Here is a 17629-nt window from a genome sequence, read left to right as displayed (position 1 = left end):
TGCTCTGTAGGGACCGCGAGCAGCGGGTTGTTCAGTAAAGGTCTGAATGGAAACAGCATCGGTAGGTGAACTATCGCGTGGCGAACTATAGAGGGATTGATAGTTTTTCCACTTCAATTTAATCAATCCACCGCACTCCGCCTGCCGTTCGCCTGACGCCAGAAACAACAAGTTTGCGTGCACTTTCGACAAGTCGCGTCAAACTTTCCGTTCAACTGCAGAGTGCGGAACAAAAGGCTCTGAATGATCTGAAAAAGCGTCCTTGGCAACATTGCTTTGAGCACGGCGCCGATCAATGGCCTAATCGACGCCTGCCCACTCGCTGATGGAGCCTGTTTTGTCCGACCGCCACTCGTTTGCCCTGGATGCCCTAGACCGCCAACTGATCGCCGCCCTGCAGATCAATGCCCGCGAAAGCGTGGCGATGCTCGCACGCGGCCTGGGCATCGCACGTACCACGGTCACCGCTCGGCTGGCGCGGCTGGAAAGCTGCGGGGTCATCAGCGGCTACGGGGTACGGCTGGGCCGGCACGCACTGGATGGCGGCTTGCAGGCTTACGTCGGCATCACCGTGCAGCCGCGTTCCGGCAAGGACGTGGTACGGCGCCTGAGTGGCATGGCGCAGGTGCAGCAACTGTGCGCCGTCAGTGGCGAGTTCGATTACGTGGCCTGGCTGCGCACCGATTCGCCGGAACAACTGGATGAGTTGCTGGACCAGATCGGCAGCGTCGACGGGGTGGAGAAAACCACGACCTCGATCATCCTCAGCAACAAGGTGGACCGCCGGGGTTGAGTGCAAGTAGGCACAATGCAACAACGACGCATCCAATCGACCGATAAAACGTCATATCGACGACACTTTGTGCCTTATTTACCGCATCGTCCTTGCCTAGAATGAACGCGCCTTTTCTTCGTTCAGCCTCAGCCAAGGTCCCCCCATGAGCCCAACTTCGCGTCACCCCGCCGACGGCAAGAAGCCCGTCACCGTTTTCGGCCCGGACTTTCCCTTCGCTTTCGACGACTGGATCGAGCATCCGGCCGGGCTGGGGGTGATTCCCGAGCATCACCATGGGGCCGAGGTGGCCATTGTCGGCGCCGGTATCGCCGGGCTGGTGGCGGCCTACGAGCTGATGAAGCTGGGCCTGCGGCCGGTGGTCTATGAAGCCTCGAAAATGGGCGGGCGCCTGCGCTCGCAGAAGTTCGAGGGCACCGAGGAGATCGTTGCCGAGCTGGGTGGGATGCGCTTTCCGGTTTCGTCCACGGCGTTCTACCACTACGTCGACAAGCTCGGGTTGAAAACCAAGCCCTTTCCCAACCCGCTGACGCCGGCTTCGGGCAGTACCGTGATCGATCTGGAGGGCGAGACCTACTACGCCCAGAGTTTGGCCGACCTGCCGGCGCTGTTTCAGGAAGTCGCCGACGCCTGGGCCGATGCGCTGGAGGAAGGCGCACGCTTCGGTGATATCCAGCAGGCGATACGTGATCGCGACGTGCCGCGCCTCAAGGAGCTGTGGAACACCCTGGTGCCGCTGTGGGACGACCGCACCTTCTATGACTTCGTGGCCACGTCCAAGGCCTTTGCGCAGTTGTCATTCCACCACCGCGAGGTGTTTGGCCAGGTCGGTTTCGGCACCGGCGGCTGGGATTCGGACTTCCCCAATTCGATGCTGGAAATCTTCCGTGTGGTGATGACCAATTGTGACGATCACCAGCATCTGGTGATCGGCGGCGTGGAGCAGGTGCCGCTGGGCTTGTGGAAGCATGCGCCCGAACGCTGTGCTCACTGGCCGACCGGCACCAGCCTGGCGTCATTGCACCGCGGCGCGCCGCGCGGCGGGGTGAAGAAGATAGCCCGCGCCGCCGATGGTCGCTTTGCGGTGACCGATCACTGGGACGACACCCGCCACTACGCCGCCGTGCTGACCACCTGCCAGAGCTGGCTGCTGACCACCCAGATCGAATGCGAGGAAACGCTGTTTTCGCAGAAGATGTGGATGGCGCTGGACCGTACCCGCTACATGCAGTCTTCGAAAACCTTCGTCATGGTCGACCGGCCCTTCTGGAAGGACAAGGACCCGGAGACCGGCCGCGACTTGATGAGCATGACCCTCACCGACCGGCTGACCCGCGGCACCTACCTGTTCGACCATGGTGACGACAAGCCCGGGGTTATCTGCCTGTCGTATGCGTGGATGAGCGATGCCTTGAAGATGCTGCCCCACCCCGTGGAGAAGCGCGTCAAGCTGGCCCTGGATGCCTTGAAGAAGATCTATCCGAAAGTGGATATCGCCGCGCGCATCATCGGCGATCCGATCACCGTGTCGTGGGAAGCGGACCCTTACTTCCTCGGCGCGTTCAAGGGCGCGCTGCCGGGTCACTATCGTTACAACCAGCGTATGTATGCGCACTTTATGCAAAGCGCGCTGCCAGATGCACAACGCGGTATCTTCATCGCCGGTGACGACGTGTCGTGGACGCCTGCCTGGGTCGAAGGTGCGGTTCAGACGTCACTGAATGCGGTGTGGGGCATCATGACCCACTTCGATGGCTACACTCACCCCGAGAACCCTGGGCCGGGGGATGTTTTCGACGAACTGGGGCCCATTGCCCTGTCGGATTGACCGTGTCCCTGATCGCCACACTTGATCAACAGACTTGATCACAACAGGAGCCCGCATGCGCATAGCCTTGTACCAATGCCAGTCCCAACCGCTCGACGTCGAGGGCAACCTTGCCCGTTTGCAGGCGCGTGCCCGTGAGGCCGCTCAGTGGGAAGTCGAACTGCTGGTACTGCCGGAAATGTTCCTGAGTGGCTACAACATCGGCGCCGAGGCGGCGCGCGACCTGGCGCAGGCCAGTGACGGCGCCAACGCCGAGCGGGTCGCGCAGATCGCCCGGCAATTCGGCCTGGCCATTGTGTACGGCTACCCGGAACGGGATGAACAGGGCAACGTGTACAACGCGGTGCAGTTGATTGACCGCACCGGTGCGCGCCTGGGCAACTACCGCAAGACGCACCTGTTCGGCGACGCCGATCGCGCCATGTTCAGCGCAGGCGAACAGGCGCCCGAGCTGCTCGAGTTCAATGGCTGGAAGTTGGGGCTGTTGATCTGCTACGACCTGGAATTTCCGGAGAATGCCCGCCGGCTGGCGGCCGCCGGTGCCGAACTGATTGTGGTGCCCACAGCCAACATGGTGCCCTACGGGTTCATTGCCGAGGTAACTGTGCGCAGTCGGGCTTTCGAGAATCAGTGCTACGTGGCGTATGCCAACTACTGCGGCAAGGAGGCGGCATTCGAGTACTGCGGTTTGAGCAGCATTGCCGGGGCGGATGGGCAGCAGATTGCCAAGGCCAGCCGTGACGAAGCGTTGATCGTGGGTACCTTGGACAAAGCCTCGCTGGCATCGGCGCGCACTGCCTTCAGCTATTTGAACGACAGGCGGCCGGAGCTTTACTGAAGCAGCCTGGGGGAGCGGTCGTTGGCCGCGAAAGGCATAGTGAAGCGTACCTGATACACCGCGGCGTTTTTTTCGCGGCCACTGGCCGCTCCTACGGAGATCTGGTGGTCTGTGTAGGAGAAATGGCGCTTGGCCAGTGATGTCAATAAACCATCATAGGGGTGCTCCTACCTCCATGGTGGTTTTTTTTTGACGACGTTAAATAGTCGGCTTCTGTAGGGATTTCGAGGTTCCACCGCGCTTGCAGAACGGCTGAGCCCAGACGCTGTGCGGGTTTGCGAGCCGTGCAGCGGATTGGCGAGAGGAAAACGTCAGAAACCCACAATTAAGCAGCAATATGCCAGCGCCAGAAATAAATTATTATATAGATCATATAGTTATGCTATTTCTACGCGACCATCCTAGCCAGTGCACTATTTTTGACGAAAGCGATTGACAGTCCCCCCGCCAAAGCCGATATATCACCCATCTGCCGCCAACACAGCAGTTGCAGTGGTGCCAAAGAGCGCCACGCACATTCGACCCACTACCCCGTATTGCCTTGCAGTCGCTGACTTTGAATACCGGTCCGCGCTGTGTGTTCTGGCGTGTGCAGTCAGCCAGGTTCATTGCAGTACGCGGTCGTTGCGTGCAAACGAAGTTGGAAGTCGCAAGTTCAAGGGATCGTCGAGTACGAACCGGGCGGTAGCTTTGCCCAAACATATAGAACGTTAGTTATGGCGTTCAATCAATCGCGTGTCCAAGGAGGGTTCTTCCTCATGCCACATTTGTTCAACCTGGATGAAAGCACGTCGCGCCGCCTGGCGGCCGATATGAACGAACAGGGCTATGCCGTACTGGAAAACGCTTTGGCGCCCTACGTGCTGGAAGAACTTCGTGCCTATGTGGATGACCAGGCTGCGCGCCATAACAACCAATATTTCGCGTATCATGGCAATGCGCCACTCGTGGGCAGCCGATTGGCTGCCACGGCGGTGTCGAGCGAATTCCGCCAGCACCTGGCGCGCCTGCACGAGCAGGGCCAGGGCCATGCCGCCCCCAGCGACCAGGTGTTCCCGGTGCTGCGTTGCGTGCAGGGCCACAGTGGCTTGAAAGAATCCAACGCGTTTCACTTCGATGCCACTCTGCTGACCATGTTGGTGCCGATCTTCATTCCAGACCAAGGCAAGGACCGCGGCGATCTGGTGCTGTTTCCCAACCTGCGCCGCGTGCGTGGCAGCGTGCTGTTCAACGCAGTCGAGAAGGTCGTGTATCAGAACCCGCTGTGCCGCCGCCTGATGGGCTGGTGCATCGAGCGTGGCTGGCTCAAGCCGCTATTGCTGCGCATGAAGCCTGGCAATGTGTATTTCTTCTGGGGCTATCGCTCGCTGCATGCCAACCAGCCATGCGATCCGGCGCACCGTCGTGCCACCGCGCTGTTCCACTATGGCGATCCGCATGCCGGCAGTCTGACCACGCGGATGATTCTGCGGCTCAACCAGCACCGCGCTCGCCGCGCAGTCGCTCGCAGCAAAAGTCAGGCGTCCTGAGCGGACAACACCGTGTTGGACACTTCGGGGAATGGCGAGCAGCCAGGGAGCAGCAAATGATCAACGTAACCAAGTCCTATCTGGGCGACATCGACAAGTTCAAGGCCTATGTGGACCGTATCTACGAGTCCCACTGGCTGACCAACCACGGTCCGCTGTGCTGCGAGCTGGAGGAGCGCCTCAAGGATTACCTGGGCGTGCGCCACCTGATCCTGACCAACAACGGCACCCTGGCACTGCAAGTCGCCTACCGCGCCCTGGGCCTGTCCGGCAGCGCCGTGACCACCCCGTTCAGCTTCGTGGCTACCAGCAGCTCGCTGCACTGGGAAGGCATTCGCCCGGTATTCGCCGACATCGACCCGCACACCTGGAACATCGACCCCGAGCAGATTCCAGCCAGCCTGCAGCCCGACACCAGTGCCATCGTTGCCACCCATGTGTTCGGCAACCCTTGCGCGGTGGAGCGCATCGAAGCGATTGCCCGCCAGTACCGCCTCAAGGTGGTGTACGACGGCGCGCACGCTTTCGCCGTGAAACAGGCCGGCCAGTCGGTCTTCAACTGGGGCGATGCCAGCACCCTGAGCTTTCATGCAACCAAGCTGTTCCATACCATCGAGGGTGGCGCAATCGTCACCAACGACGACGATGTGGCTGCCCGTGTGCGCAAGCTGTGCAACTTCGGCATCACCGACGTCGACAAGATCGAAGGCCTGGGCACCAACGCCAAGCTCAACGAGTTCTGCGCCGCCATGGGCCTGAGCGTGCTCGACGACATCGACAACATCCTCGAGCGCCGCGCCGAGATCGGTCATTACTACACCCAGCGTCTGGGTGACTACCTGGACCTGCAACGTCAGGCCGACGACAGCCAGATCAACTACAGCTACTTTCCGGTGGCGTTGCAGAACGAAGCCCAGGTGCTGGCCATGCGCACCGCGCTGCAGGCTGGCGGTATCAACCCGCGACGTTATTTTTACCCCTCGCTCGATACCCTGGACTATCTGCAGCCACAAGCGGTCCAGTACCAGTCGCGCAGCTTGAGCGACCGTGTGCTGTGCCTGCCCATCTACCCCGGGCTGGCACGCGCCACTCAGGATCAGGTCATCGATACCCTGCTGCGCGGCCACGAGCTGCATTATCCACAACCCGTTGCATGGGCCGCCGCCGTATGAACCGCCGTAACCAAAGCCTGAAAGCGTGCAACCAGGGCAATCGTCGATGAAGAAGCTTTCGGTCATCCACAACACCGCCCTCAGCTACCTGGGCCAGGCCTATGCGCTGGTGATCGGCATCTTGATCATGCCGTTCTACCTCAGCCATCTGGGCGCCGAGGCGTACGGCCTGATCGGTTTCTACGCGGTGATGCAGGCGTGGCTGCTGCTGCTCGACGCCGGCGTTTCGCCGTCGCTGGTGCGCCAGATCGCTCATCACCAGGGCAGCAGCGACAGCGCCGCAGCCAAGCGCATCGGCGGCTGGTTGATGCGTTCCTTCGAGCTGGTGTTCCTGCCCATGGCAGTGGTGTGTGCGCTGGCCGTCTACCTGGCCAGTGACTGGATGGCCACGCACTGGCTGCAGGCCCAGGCGCTGGACCCGCGCACCATCGTCAACTGCGTGATCCTGATGGGTGTGATGGTGGGCCTGCGCCTGTTCGCCACGCTGTACAAGAGCGGCCTGCAAGGCCTGGAGATGCACGCCTGGTTGAACAACGCCAACGTGGTGATCGCCACCCTGCGCTACTTCGGCGGCCTGGTGCTGGTGACCTGGGTGTCGCAGGACGCGCAGGTGTTCTTCGAATTCCAACTGTTCGTGGCGCTGGTGGAGACGTTGATCTTCGCCGCCAAGGCCTACCGCCATCTGCCCGCACCGACCCCCTTGAGCGGGTTCAACTGGGCGCTGGTGAAACCGATCCTGCCGTTCGCTGCCAGTGTGTCGCTGACCGCGGTGGTGTGGATCGTTCTGACGCAGCTGGACAAGGTGCTGTTGTCCAAGGTACTGCCGCTGGCCGAATACGGGTATTTCTCGCTGGTCGCGTTGCTGACCACCGGCATCATGATGATGATCAACCCGCTGGTGCAGACCCTACTGCCACGCATGACGGTACAGGTCGCCGAAGGCCGTGAAAGCGACATGCATGCCCTGTACCTGGGTGCCAGCCGCTTCGTCAGCACCTTTCTGTTTCCCCTGGCGGCGATCATCGCGTTCTATGCCGAACCCTTGCTGTTCGCCTGGAGCGGTGACACACAGGCTGCCCAGTGGGGCGCACCGATCCTGTTCTGGTACGCCCTGGGCAGCGCCATCCTGGCGGTCAGCGCATTCCAGTACCACCTGCAATACGCCTACGGCGAAATGCGCCTGCACATCTGGTACAGCGTGATTTCGGCCGCGATCAGTGTGCCGGCGATGATCATCGCGGTGTACGGCTGGGGCGCCCTGGGCGCGGCCGTGACCTGGTTCCTGCTGCGCCTGGTGTCGTTCGCACTGTGGCCGCAAGTGGTGCATCGGCGCCTGGCCCCTGGCCTGCACCGGCCCTGGCTGCACGACATCCTGCGCATCAGCCTGAGCACCGTGCTCGGCGTGCTGCTGACCCATCCGCTGTTCACGGCAATTGCCGGCGGGTCCAACAACCGCTTGGTGATCTTAGCCGCCCTGGCTTTGTGCGGCGTGTTGACGCTGACCCTGGTGGCAGCGACCTACAAACCACTGGCCCAGCGGGTTTTCCTGAAGTTGAGCAGAGCGAGCGTCGAACGATGAACCGGACCGAACAACAGATCATGCACACCTGGCCCGAGGGCCAGGAACCGCTGCTGTCGATCACGTGCCCGGCCTACAACCAGGTCGAGTACATCGAGCAGACCTTGAACAGTTTCCTGGCGCAACGCACCACGTTCGCCTTCGAGATTCTGATCAACGACGACGCTTCCACCGATGGCACCACGCAGGTGATCAGCCGCTACGCCGAGCAGTACCCGAACATCATCAAGCCGGTGTTCCACGAGCACAACCAGTACCAACTGGGCCGCTGGTGCTTCCCGGCCCTGTTCAACCGGGCGCAGGGCAAGTACATCGCCTACTGCGAGGGCGACGACTACTGGATCGATCCGCTCAAGCTGCAGAAGCAGGTGAATTTCCTCGAAGCCAACCGCGACTACGTGCTGACCTACCACGACGCCATGGCCTTCGACAGCGGGGGCGACAAGGGTATCCAGCTGACCGGCAAGTACCAGGCCGATGCCACCGCCATGGACCTGCTCAAGACCCGGCCGATCTCGACGCTCACCACCTGCTTTCGCAACGTGCTGCACGAGCTGCCCCGGGAGCTGGAACAGGCACCCGTGCTGGACCTGTGCTGGTGGTCGATGCTCGGTGCCCACGGCAAGGGCAAGTACCTGGCCGACATCGCACCGGCGCGCTACCGCCTGCACCCTGGTGGGATCTTTTCCCAGCGCCCGAACCAGAGCAAATTGCAGATGACCCTGCACACCTATGCGTGCCTGGCCAACTACTACTTCCGTCAGGGCGACCGGGTGCTCTACGAGCACTTTCTGGTCCAGGTGTCGGGCATGTGCATCGCCGCTATCAGACCGGTACAGAAGCTCAAGGCCGTACTGCACGTGTCGGGCAACGTCAGCCGCAACCTGCTGAGGCGCCTGACGCCCGCCGCGGCGAGGGGCTGAAGACAACATGATCAACAAGGTTCTGGTGATCTGCATCGGCAACATCTGCCGCAGCCCCATGGCAGTGGCGCTGTTGCGCAAGCACGCGCCGCACCTGCAGGTCGAGTCGGCCGGATTGGCCGCATGCGTGGGCAACGACATGGACAGTCTCACCGCGCAGGTATTGGCCGATAACCAGGTGCCACAGCCAGCGCACGCTGCCACCCAGCTCACCGACGAGCTGGTGCGCTGGGCCGATCTGATTCTGGTCATGGACCAGCGCCAGTTGCGCAGCATCACCAGCAAGGCCCCGCACACGCGAGGCAAGACGTTCCTGATCGGCAAGTGGCGCGACGACTTCGAAATCGACGATCCCTATCGCCGCCCCATTGCCGCCTTTCAACGGACCTACACCGAATTGACTCGGTGTATCGAAGGCTGGTTGCCCTACCTGAGATCTGAGGATCGACAAAGATGACCGCGATGAACCGTACAAACCTGGAGTATTACAAGGACACCCAGATCGATCTCGCGACGATTCTACGGACCTTGTTCGATCACAAGAAACTGATTGTCGTGGTGGTGGCCCTGTTCACCCTGCTCGGCGGTTTCTACGCCGTGATCGCCACGCCGGTGTACCAGGCCAACGCCATGATCCAGATCGAGCCGAAGAAGGTCGGTCTGGATGCCACCCCGCAGCTCAATACCAAGCCGGCTTCGGTATCGGAAGCGGTGACCGAGATCGAACTGATCAAGTCGCGCACCGTGCTCGGCCAGGTGGTCAGCGACCTCAAGCTGGACGTGGTCGCCACGCCGCGCTACTTCCCGGCGATCGGCCGCTACATGGCCCGTGAATTCACCCCCACCGGCAGCCAGAAACTGGCCGCTCCGCTGTTCGGTCTGGATACGTTCGCCTGGGGCGGCGAGAAGATCGACGTGTTCAACCTGGACGTGCCGGCCAACCTGCTGGGCGAGCGCATGACATTGGTCGCCGGGCCCAATGCGACTTATCGACTGGTGGACGCCGCTGGTGCGCCGCTGCTCAGCGGTCGTGTCGGCGAGATCAGCCAGGGCAACGGCATCACCCTGCAATTGGCTGAACTGACCGCCCGCCCCGGCACCGAATTCCGCCTGGTGAAGAATCGCCTGCTCAACACTTCGCTGGACTACCAGCAGCGTCTGCGCGTGGCCGAATCGGGCAAGGACTCGGGCATCGTCTACCTGAGCATCAACGACACCGACCCGGTACAGGCCAACCGCGTGCTGGATGAAGTGAGCCGCCTGTACGTACGCCAGAACGTGGAACGCAGTTCGGCCGAAGCGGCCCAGCGCCTGGACTTCCTGCGCTCGCAATTGCCGGTGGTGCGCAAGGAACTGGAAAAATCCGAAGAAGCCCTGCACGCCTTCCAGATGCGCACCAAGTCGGTGGACATCACCCTGGAGACCAAGGCACTGCTCGACCAGATGGTGGCCTACGATGCGCAACTGTCCGAGCTGCGCCTCAAGCGCACCGACCTGGATCGCCTGTATACCCGTCAGCACCCTGCCTCGGCCGCACTGAGCCAGCAGATCAGCCAGATCGAGTCGCAGAAGACCTCCCTGCAGGCACAGATCAAGGGCTTGCCCGAGACCCAGCAGGAGCTGCTGCGCCTGACCCGTGACATGCAGGTCACCACCCAGACCTACACCCTGGTACTGAACAAGAGCCAGGAGCAGGACATCATCCGCGCCGGCAACATCGGTAACGTACGGATCATCGACAAGGCCGACAGCAACATCGAAGAACCGGTCAAGCCCATGCGCGCCGTCATCGTGCTGGTGGCGATGCTGCTGGGTGCCCTGGTCGCCGTGGCGATCATCTTCATCCGCCAGGCGTTCTACCGCGGCGTGGAAAACCCGGAAGTGATCGAGAACCTGGGCATGCCGGTGTACGCCTCGCTGCCGCTGTCGCGCCAGCAGGAACGCCTGCAGAAAAAACGCGACAAGGGTGTGACCAATCGCGAATCGCGTCTGCTCAGCGTGGCCGCCCCCAGCGAGCTGGCCATCGAGTCGCTGCGCAGCCTGCGCACCAGCCTGCACTTCGCGATGATGGAAGCGCGCAACAACGTGCTGATGATCACCAGCCCCATGCCGGGCGTGGGCAAGTCGTTCGTCAGCGCCAACCTGGCGGTGATCATTGCCCAGGCCGGCAAGCGCGTATTGCTGATCGACGGCGACATGCGCAAGGGCTATCTGCACCGCGTGTTCGGCCTGCAACCCAAGCACGGCCTGTCCGATGCCCTGGCTGCACGCCTGGGCAACACCGAGGTGATCAACGCCACCGAAGTGGACAACCTGCACCTGATCGCCTGCGGTTTCGCCGCGCCCAACCCTTCCGAACTGTTGATGCATGACAACTTCAGCAAGCTGCTGCGCGAGCTGTCGCCGCACTACGACCTAGTGATCATCGACACCCCGCCGGTGATCGCCGTGACCGATGCCAGCCTGATTGGCCGCCAGGCCGGGACCACCTTGCTGGTGGCCCGCTTTGGCCAGAGTTCGGTCAAGGAAATCGAGGTCAGCAAACGACGCCTTGCGCAGAACGGCGTGCTGGTCAAGGGCGCGATATTCAACGGCGTGATCCGCAAGGCGTCCACCGCCGAGTACGACTGCGCCGCCTACGGCTACGACTATTCGCCGAGCAAGAAGTAATCGCCTAGCAAGGCAGGAGTCTCACGATGTCCAGAACCGTAGCAATGATGCAGCCTTACTGGTTTCCCTATTTCGGCTATTTCCAGCTGATCGCCGGCGCCGATGCCTTTGTGCTCGGCGACAGCCTGCAGTACGTACACCCCGGTTGGGTCAACCGCAACCGGCTGCTCAGCTCGGGCGCTGCAACGCTGTTCACCTTGCCGTTGAAGAAGGACCATTCGGACCTGGCGATCAATCAGCGCGAGCTCAGTGACAACGCTCCGCAGGTGCTGGACAAGCTGCTCAAGAGCATCGCCATGAGTTACTCCCGCGCGCCTTACCGCGACGAGGTGCTGGCGTTGCTCAAGCCGCTGCTGACCTACCCGGAACGCAACCTGGCGCTGTACCTGGAGTACTCGCTGCGCAAGGTCTGCGAATACCTGCAGATCGACACGCCGATCCACGTCATGTCGACCCTGCCGGTGGACCAGCGCCAGGTGCAGGACAAGCAGGACCGTGTGGTCAAGCTGGCCCGGCACTTCGATGCGCAGCGCTACCTCAACCCCATCGGCGGCACGGCCCTGTACGAGGAGGAGTACTTCGCTCGTCACGACCTGGAGCTGCGTTTCCACCGCATGGACGAGCTTTGCTACACGCAGTTCAAGGACCCGTTCGTGGCCAACCTGTCGATCATCGACGTGCTGATGTTCAACCCGGTATCACGGATCCGCCAATGGCTGCCCTGCTACAGCACGCTCAAGCCGAGCGCTGCGCAGGACACCGTCAAAGTGGTCACCAGCCCTTCCGCCCACGCCATCGAGATGCGCTCATGAACGACTTCGACAGCAACGCCAACTGGTACCTGATCCAGACCAAGCCGCGGCAGGAAGCCCGTGCCGAAGAACATCTGCTGCGTCAGCAATACGACTGCTTTCGCCCGTTGCGCGCAGCCCCGGTGCTGACCCGCAGCCGCCGTGTGGCCGACGAGGACTTGTTCCCCGGCTACCTGTTCATTCGCCTGGACTGCAACGACAACTGGTACCCGATCCGCTCGACCCGTGGGGTGTGCCGCATCGTTGCCTTCGGCGGCATGCCGTGCCCGGTGCCGGACAGCCTGATCGCCAGCATCCGCCAGCGCGCGCAGGCCAGTTCGGCGAACGCGGTGCGTTTCACCGAAGGCGAAGCGGTGCGTGTGCGCAACGGCGACAGTGACGTACAGGCCATTTTCCTCTGCGAGGACGGCGATGAACGCGCCGTGATCCTGCTCAACATGCTGCAGCGCGAACAGCGTATCAGCCTGCCCCGCAGCAGCCTGCAGCGGCTTACCGCGCACGCCTGCTGAGCGGCGCACAGACATACGATGCTTTAGGAGAGCTGTTCGATGAATGCCAAGACCACGCTGGTGACACTGACGTACGGCGATCGCTTGTGTTACCTGGAAGCGCTGATCGAGCGTTCGCTGGCCTCTGCACACATCGAACGGGTGGTGGTGGTGAGCAACGCGTCGCGCGCCGACCTGAACTCGCTGCGCACGCAGTGGCCAACCCAGATCACCGTGATCGAGTTGCCCAGCAACACCGGTTCGGCCAATGGCTACAAGGTCGGTATCGAAGCGGCGCTGCAACTGGGCGCCGAATACCTCTGGCTGATGGACGACGACAATGCCCCCACCCTGGGCGCGGTCGAGACCCTGCACCAGCGGCTGCACGAGTGCGAGCGCCTCGTGGGCGTGGACAAGGCGGCCGTGATCGGCTTCCGCCCCAACCACCAGGCCGACATCGCCTCCGGCGTGCCGCATCGCTACGCGATCCAGTTGCGCTCCAGCTGCTTCGGTTTCCATGTCGCGCAACTGCCCTACAAGCTCTGGCGCCGTACGCCCTGGGGCAAGCCCGCCGGGCGCAAGGCAACCAGCAAGCCGCTGGTGCAATTGCCATTCACCACCTACGGCGGCCTGCTGGCACACCGCAGCGTGTTCCAGAAGATCGGCCTGCCGCTCGAAGACCTGCTGCTGTATGCCGACGACACCGAGTACACCTGGCGCATCACCGCCAGTGGCGGGCAGATCTTTCTGGTGACCGAAGCGCTGCTCGACGACCTGGAAGAATCGTGGAACGCCAAGGCGCGTACCAACAACATCTTCGAGAGTTTCCTGCTCGGCAACTCGGACCTGCGCGCCTACTACACCGCGCGCAACCAGGCCTGGTTCGACAAGCACGTGTGGGCCGGCTCGACCCTGCTGTACCGGCTCAATCGCTCGGTGTTTCTGCTGTTGCTGCGCTATTTCGCAAAAAGGAGCGGTTCGGACCGACGCCTGGGCTTGCTCCAGCAAGCTATGCGTGACGGGGAATCGGGTCGTCTGGGCATTCACGAATCCTACCCACTATGAAGATACTGTTCCTGAGCAGCCTGTACTCGCCGCACATCGGCGGCGGTGCTGAAATCGTCCTGCAGCGCACGGTCGAGGGCATGCACCAGCGTGGCCACGAAGTGTGCGTGCTGAGCACCGGTCCCGACGCGGGCCTCAAGCATGAATACGTGAAAGGCGTGAAGGTCTATCGCGCCGGGCTGCTCAACACCTACTGGCACTTCAGCGAACAGCGCCCCGGCGCGCTGGCCCGGCTGGGCTGGCATCTACGCGACAAGTACAACATGGGCATGCGCACCTACCTGCGCGACGTGCTGGCGGCCGAAAAAGTCGACCTGGTGGTGTGCCACAACCTCAGTGGCTGGTCGGTGTCGGCGTGGGATGAGATCTCCGCATCCGGCGTGCCGCTGGTGCAGGTGCTGCACGACATGTACCTGATGTGCCCGAGCAGCAACATGTTCAAGAAGAACGCCGCCTGCAAGACGCCCTGCACCCTGTGCAAGCATTTCCGTCAGGGCCATGCCGAACGTTCGGCCCAGGTCGACGCGGTGGTTGGGGTCAGCCAGCACCTGCTGGGCAAGCTCGCCGACGCGCGTTTCTTCCGCAATGCTTCGCAACAGGTGATCCACAACGCTAGCCCGAAAATCGACCATGCGCCATCGCGTTTCGCCCGTCTTGATCAGGCCGAGCCGCTGCGTTTCGGCTACCTGGGCACGCTGTCCGAACCCAAGGGCCTGCGCTGGCTGATCGACCAGTTCAAGCGGTTGCCGTTCAACGCCACCTTGCAGATCGCCGGGCGCGGGCAACTGGACTACGAGCAGTTGCTCAAGCAAGAGGCCGGCGGCGAGAACATCCACTTCGTCGGCTACCAGTCGCCGGAAACCTTCTATCGGCAGATCGATGTGGCCATCGTGCCGTCGATCTGGAACGAGCCGTTCGGCCTGGTGGCGGTAGAAGCCTGCGCCCACTCGGTGCCGGTGATCGCCAGTGCCCGCGGCGGCTTGCCGGAGATCATCCAGGACGGCGTCAACGGCCTGCTGTGCAACCCCGACGAGCCGCAGACCCTGGGCTTGGCGATGCTGCAGCTGTACCGCGACCCCGAACTGCGTGAACGCCTGGCCGCCCAGGCGCGTGACAGCGTCGAGCATCTGCTCGACCAGGAACGGATGCTCGACAGTTACCAACAGCTGTTCCTCGATGTTCTGCAAAGAAGAAATGTCCATCATGAAATCAGCCCTGTCACTCAGTCACTTTGAGGCGCCGGCAGCGCGACTTGCAGTGAACAAGTCGACGCTGGTGGTCTGGACCGCGATCGGCCTGCTGCTGGCCGAAACGTTTTCCGGCGCCTTGCGCTATTACTTCGACCAGGCCGGCATCTCGGCCCTGCTGTACTTGCCCAAAGTGCTGTGTGTGGTGCTGTTCGCGCTGGAACTGACCAGCTTCAAGGCGCACCGCCTGTTTTGGATAATGCTGCTGGGGCTGGTGCTGTCGGCCGGCCTTGGCCTGCTGCACGGCGCAGCGTTGGCCAACCCGCTGTTCAGCATCTTCGTGTACATCCCGCTGCTGTTCGGCCTGGTCTGCGGCGAGCATCTGGAGCAGCGCCGCGTGTTGCTGGGCTGGGCGGTCGGCCTGTGCCTGGCAGCGACCATCACCGGTGTGTACGTGGACAGCATGTTCTCGGTGCCGTGGAAGGGCTACAGCTACAACCTGGGCGACCAGGAGCTGACCGGCAACATGACCTGGGCGGCGGACGGCGTCGACCGGCCTGCCGGCTTCGCCCGGATGTCGACCACTGCGGCAACGCTGACCGCGATCTTCACCCTGTACCTGAGCGCTTTCATGCGTTCCAAGATGTTGATGCTGGGCCTGCTCGCGCTGGCCTTCGCGACCATTCTGGTGACCACCAACAAGTCGACCGCCGCGGCGTTCCTGGTGACCCTGCTGGTGATGCCGCTGTACAACCAGCGCCTGCTCTGCCGCGTGTTGTTCGCGGTGCTGGTCGGTGTCGGCGCCGCGCTGCCGCTGATCGGTCTGTGGACACCGCTGGACCCGAGCCTGGCCGCCAGCGGCGCCGAAGGCAGCCTGGTGTCGCTGTACGACCGGATGATCAACACCTGGCCGCGCCTGGCCGATGAAGTGTTGCGCCGCGACTGGAACTGGACCGGCGGCGGCTTCGGCATGGTCGGCAGTGCGGTGAACATGTTCCCGGTGGACAACGTCAAGTACCCGGCCGTCGCCGACAGCCTGTTCATGTACCTGTGGGCCTGTTTCGGCCTCATGGGCCCGGTGCTGTATGCGCTGCTGCTGCCGCTGCTGATGACGCTGCGCAGCAAGAACAGCTGGATGGGCCGCGGGCTGCTGAGCATTTCCTTGTGCGTGGTGGTGGTGGGCTGGACGACCGATGTCCTCGAAGTGCCGGTCTGCGGACTTTTCCTGGGCATGGCCGTGGCCCATGCCATGCGCCGCAAAGCCATGCCCAGCCATTGGCTGATTACCGAACGACGTCGCAGCAACCGTGATGATTACCCCGATGGCCTCCAACTGACATGAACCTCTCTATGCCCAGATTGCTGCAACGTTTGGTTTGGATACTGCTGGGGCTGTTCACCCACGGGCATGCCAAGGCCGCCGACAATTTCATCGTGGGTGTGGGTACTCACCTGCTCCACTCGACCGGGCCGGTGGCCCGGCCGACCTTGCTCATGAAGGAAGCCGGCATCGTATCGGCACGCGATGACCTGTTCTGGTCCACGGTAGAGCTGGAGCCCAAGCGTTTGAACTTCCCACTGGGCTGGCAGCGTTATCTGCAGGCCCTGCGTGACCGCCAGATCGGCAACATGCTGATCCTGGGCTACGGCAACCAATGGTATGAACGCGACGCCAAGCCACGCAGCCCGTTCGTGCGCGATGCCTTCGCCAACTACGTGAACTTCGTCAGCCGACGTTTGCGCGGCCAGGTGGACTTCTACGAGATCTGGAACGAATGGGACCTGGAAGACCCGACCAGCGACGCCTTCAGCCGCGACTATGCCGCGCTGATCAAGGAGACCAGCGAACTGTTGCGCAGCAACGATCCGAACGTGCGCCTGATAGCCGGTGCAGTCACTACCCAGGGCTTGCAGGAAGGATTCGCCGACCGCCTGGTGCAGGCCGGGGTCATGGATGATCTGGATGGTTTGTCGCTGCATCCGTACGTGCACTGCCGCAAGGACCACGGCGGCAACACGCCGGAAAGCTGGATCAAATGGCTCAGCGACATCTCCACTCGGCTCGACGCCCTGGCCCGGCGCCCGGTGCCGCTGTACCTCACGGAAATGAGCTGGCCCAGCGCCGACGAACCGTGCGGGGTCAGTGAAACCACCCAGGCGGCGTACCTGGCACGCGGTTTCTTCCTGGCCCGCATCCATCCGGCCATCCAGGGCATGTGGTGGTACGACCTGTACAACGACGGGCGCGACCCCAAGGAGCGCGAGCACAATTTCGGCCTGCTGGACAACGATCTCAACCCCAAGCCGGCGTACACCACGCTCAAGGCCATTGCACCGTACCTGTCGCAATACAGCTACGACCCCAGGCACAGCGTGATCAGCGACTCCCTGTACCAGTTGCGCTTTGCCAAGGGCGACGAGCAGGTGCTGGTGATCTGGGCCGTGGGCCAGTCGCGGCAGGTCAGGATCGAGTCGAGTGCATTGCTCAAGGGCGGTGCGCGCCTGGTCGACACCCGCCAGGCCGGCGTGGGCATGCGCGAAAGCGAGAACCCGTGGGATTGCGGTGAGCACTACTGCACCACCGTGATAACCGCCTCCGAGTTTCCCAAGATCATCAGCCTGGGCAAGGCCAATTGGTTGTTCACGCAGTAGAAAACGATGCCCGCCGCAGCGGGCCTCAACCGCAGCGCATCGTGCGCCGCCATCGACCGCGCCTGTTGGACGCGGCACTACCTCTAGCAAGCG

15 protein-coding genes are annotated in these 17629 nt (G+C 62.4%); all 15 read left to right on the top strand.

Annotated features, from left to right (window positions below; all coding sequences use genetic code 11):
• The first annotated feature begins 325 nt into the window (after positions 1–325).
• The 15 genes from IFT44_RS19030 (at position 326) to IFT44_RS18960 (ending at position 17536) form a co-directional block, all read left to right on the top strand.
• Complete coding sequence (locus tag IFT44_RS19030; RefSeq protein WP_192176421.1) at positions 326–793, top strand: Lrp/AsnC family transcriptional regulator; 468 nt, start codon at positions 326–328, stop codon at positions 791–793.
• A 145-nt stretch (positions 794–938) separates the two neighbouring features.
• The gene (locus IFT44_RS19025; RefSeq protein WP_192176420.1) at positions 939–2621 is read left to right on the top strand and encodes a flavin monoamine oxidase family protein; all 1683 of its coding nucleotides are present in this window, start codon (positions 939–941) and stop codon (positions 2619–2621) included.
• Between the two features lie 55 nt (positions 2622–2676).
• Complete coding sequence (locus IFT44_RS19020) at positions 2677–3459, top strand: carbon-nitrogen hydrolase family protein (RefSeq protein WP_192176419.1); 783 nt, start codon at positions 2677–2679, stop codon at positions 3457–3459.
• Positions 3460–4217: 758 nt separating this feature from the next.
• Positions 4218–4988 (top strand): hypothetical protein, encoded by a 771-nt coding sequence (locus IFT44_RS19015; protein ID WP_122477118.1) that lies wholly within the window; start codon positions 4218–4220, stop codon positions 4986–4988.
• A 56-nt stretch (positions 4989–5044) separates the two neighbouring features.
• Entirely contained in the window at positions 5045–6160 is a 1116-nt protein-coding gene (locus tag IFT44_RS19010; RefSeq protein WP_192176418.1) for a DegT/DnrJ/EryC1/StrS family aminotransferase, read from the top strand.
• Between the two features lie 46 nt (positions 6161–6206).
• Positions 6207–7739: a lipopolysaccharide biosynthesis protein gene (locus IFT44_RS19005; RefSeq protein WP_192176417.1), complete on the top strand. Its 1533-nt coding sequence runs from the start codon at positions 6207–6209 to the stop codon at positions 7737–7739.
• A complete protein-coding gene (locus IFT44_RS19000; RefSeq protein WP_192176416.1) occupies positions 7736–8662 on the top strand; it encodes a glycosyltransferase family 2 protein in 927 nt (308 codons plus the stop codon). The genes IFT44_RS19005 and IFT44_RS19000 overlap by 4 nt, the downstream gene beginning before the upstream one ends.
• A 7-nt stretch (positions 8663–8669) precedes the next feature.
• Positions 8670–9119 (top strand): low molecular weight protein-tyrosine-phosphatase, encoded by a 450-nt coding sequence (locus IFT44_RS18995; RefSeq protein WP_185795345.1) that lies wholly within the window; start codon positions 8670–8672, stop codon positions 9117–9119.
• Positions 9116–11332, top strand: a complete 2217-nt coding sequence (locus IFT44_RS18990; RefSeq protein WP_185795346.1) for a polysaccharide biosynthesis tyrosine autokinase — start codon at positions 9116–9118, stop codon at positions 11330–11332. Before IFT44_RS18995 ends, IFT44_RS18990 begins: the two co-directional genes overlap by 4 nt.
• 26 nt (positions 11333–11358) lie before the next feature.
• The gene (locus tag IFT44_RS18985) at positions 11359–12144 is read left to right on the top strand and encodes a WbqC family protein (RefSeq protein WP_192176415.1); all 786 of its coding nucleotides are present in this window, start codon (positions 11359–11361) and stop codon (positions 12142–12144) included.
• Complete coding sequence (gene rfaH / locus IFT44_RS18980; RefSeq protein ID WP_122714912.1) at positions 12141–12653, top strand: transcription/translation regulatory transformer protein RfaH; 513 nt, start codon at positions 12141–12143, stop codon at positions 12651–12653. Before IFT44_RS18985 ends, rfaH begins: the two co-directional genes overlap by 4 nt.
• A gap of 39 nt (positions 12654–12692) precedes the next feature.
• On the top strand, positions 12693–13697 hold the full coding sequence (locus IFT44_RS18975) for a glycosyltransferase (RefSeq protein WP_122477106.1): 1005 nt from the start codon (positions 12693–12695) through the stop codon (positions 13695–13697).
• Positions 13694–14932 (top strand): glycosyltransferase family 4 protein, encoded by a 1239-nt coding sequence (locus tag IFT44_RS18970; protein ID WP_192176414.1) that lies wholly within the window; start codon positions 13694–13696, stop codon positions 14930–14932. The genes IFT44_RS18975 and IFT44_RS18970 overlap by 4 nt, the downstream gene beginning before the upstream one ends.
• Entirely contained in the window at positions 14901–16226 is a 1326-nt protein-coding gene (locus IFT44_RS18965) for a hypothetical protein (RefSeq protein WP_192060078.1), read from the top strand. The genes IFT44_RS18970 and IFT44_RS18965 overlap by 32 nt, the downstream gene beginning before the upstream one ends.
• A gap of 8 nt (positions 16227–16234) precedes the next feature.
• On the top strand, positions 16235–17536 hold the full coding sequence (locus IFT44_RS18960) for a hypothetical protein (protein WP_192176413.1): 1302 nt from the start codon (positions 16235–16237) through the stop codon (positions 17534–17536).
• Positions 17537–17629 lie beyond the last annotated feature (93 nt).

The organism is Pseudomonas sp. CFBP 13710 (genome assembly GCF_014842235.1).
GTDB classification, from domain to species: domain Bacteria; phylum Pseudomonadota; class Gammaproteobacteria; order Pseudomonadales; family Pseudomonadaceae; genus Aquipseudomonas; species Aquipseudomonas baltica.
The sequence above is the reverse complement of the archived record's forward strand: the minus strand, read 5'-3'. Positions and strand labels throughout refer to the sequence as shown.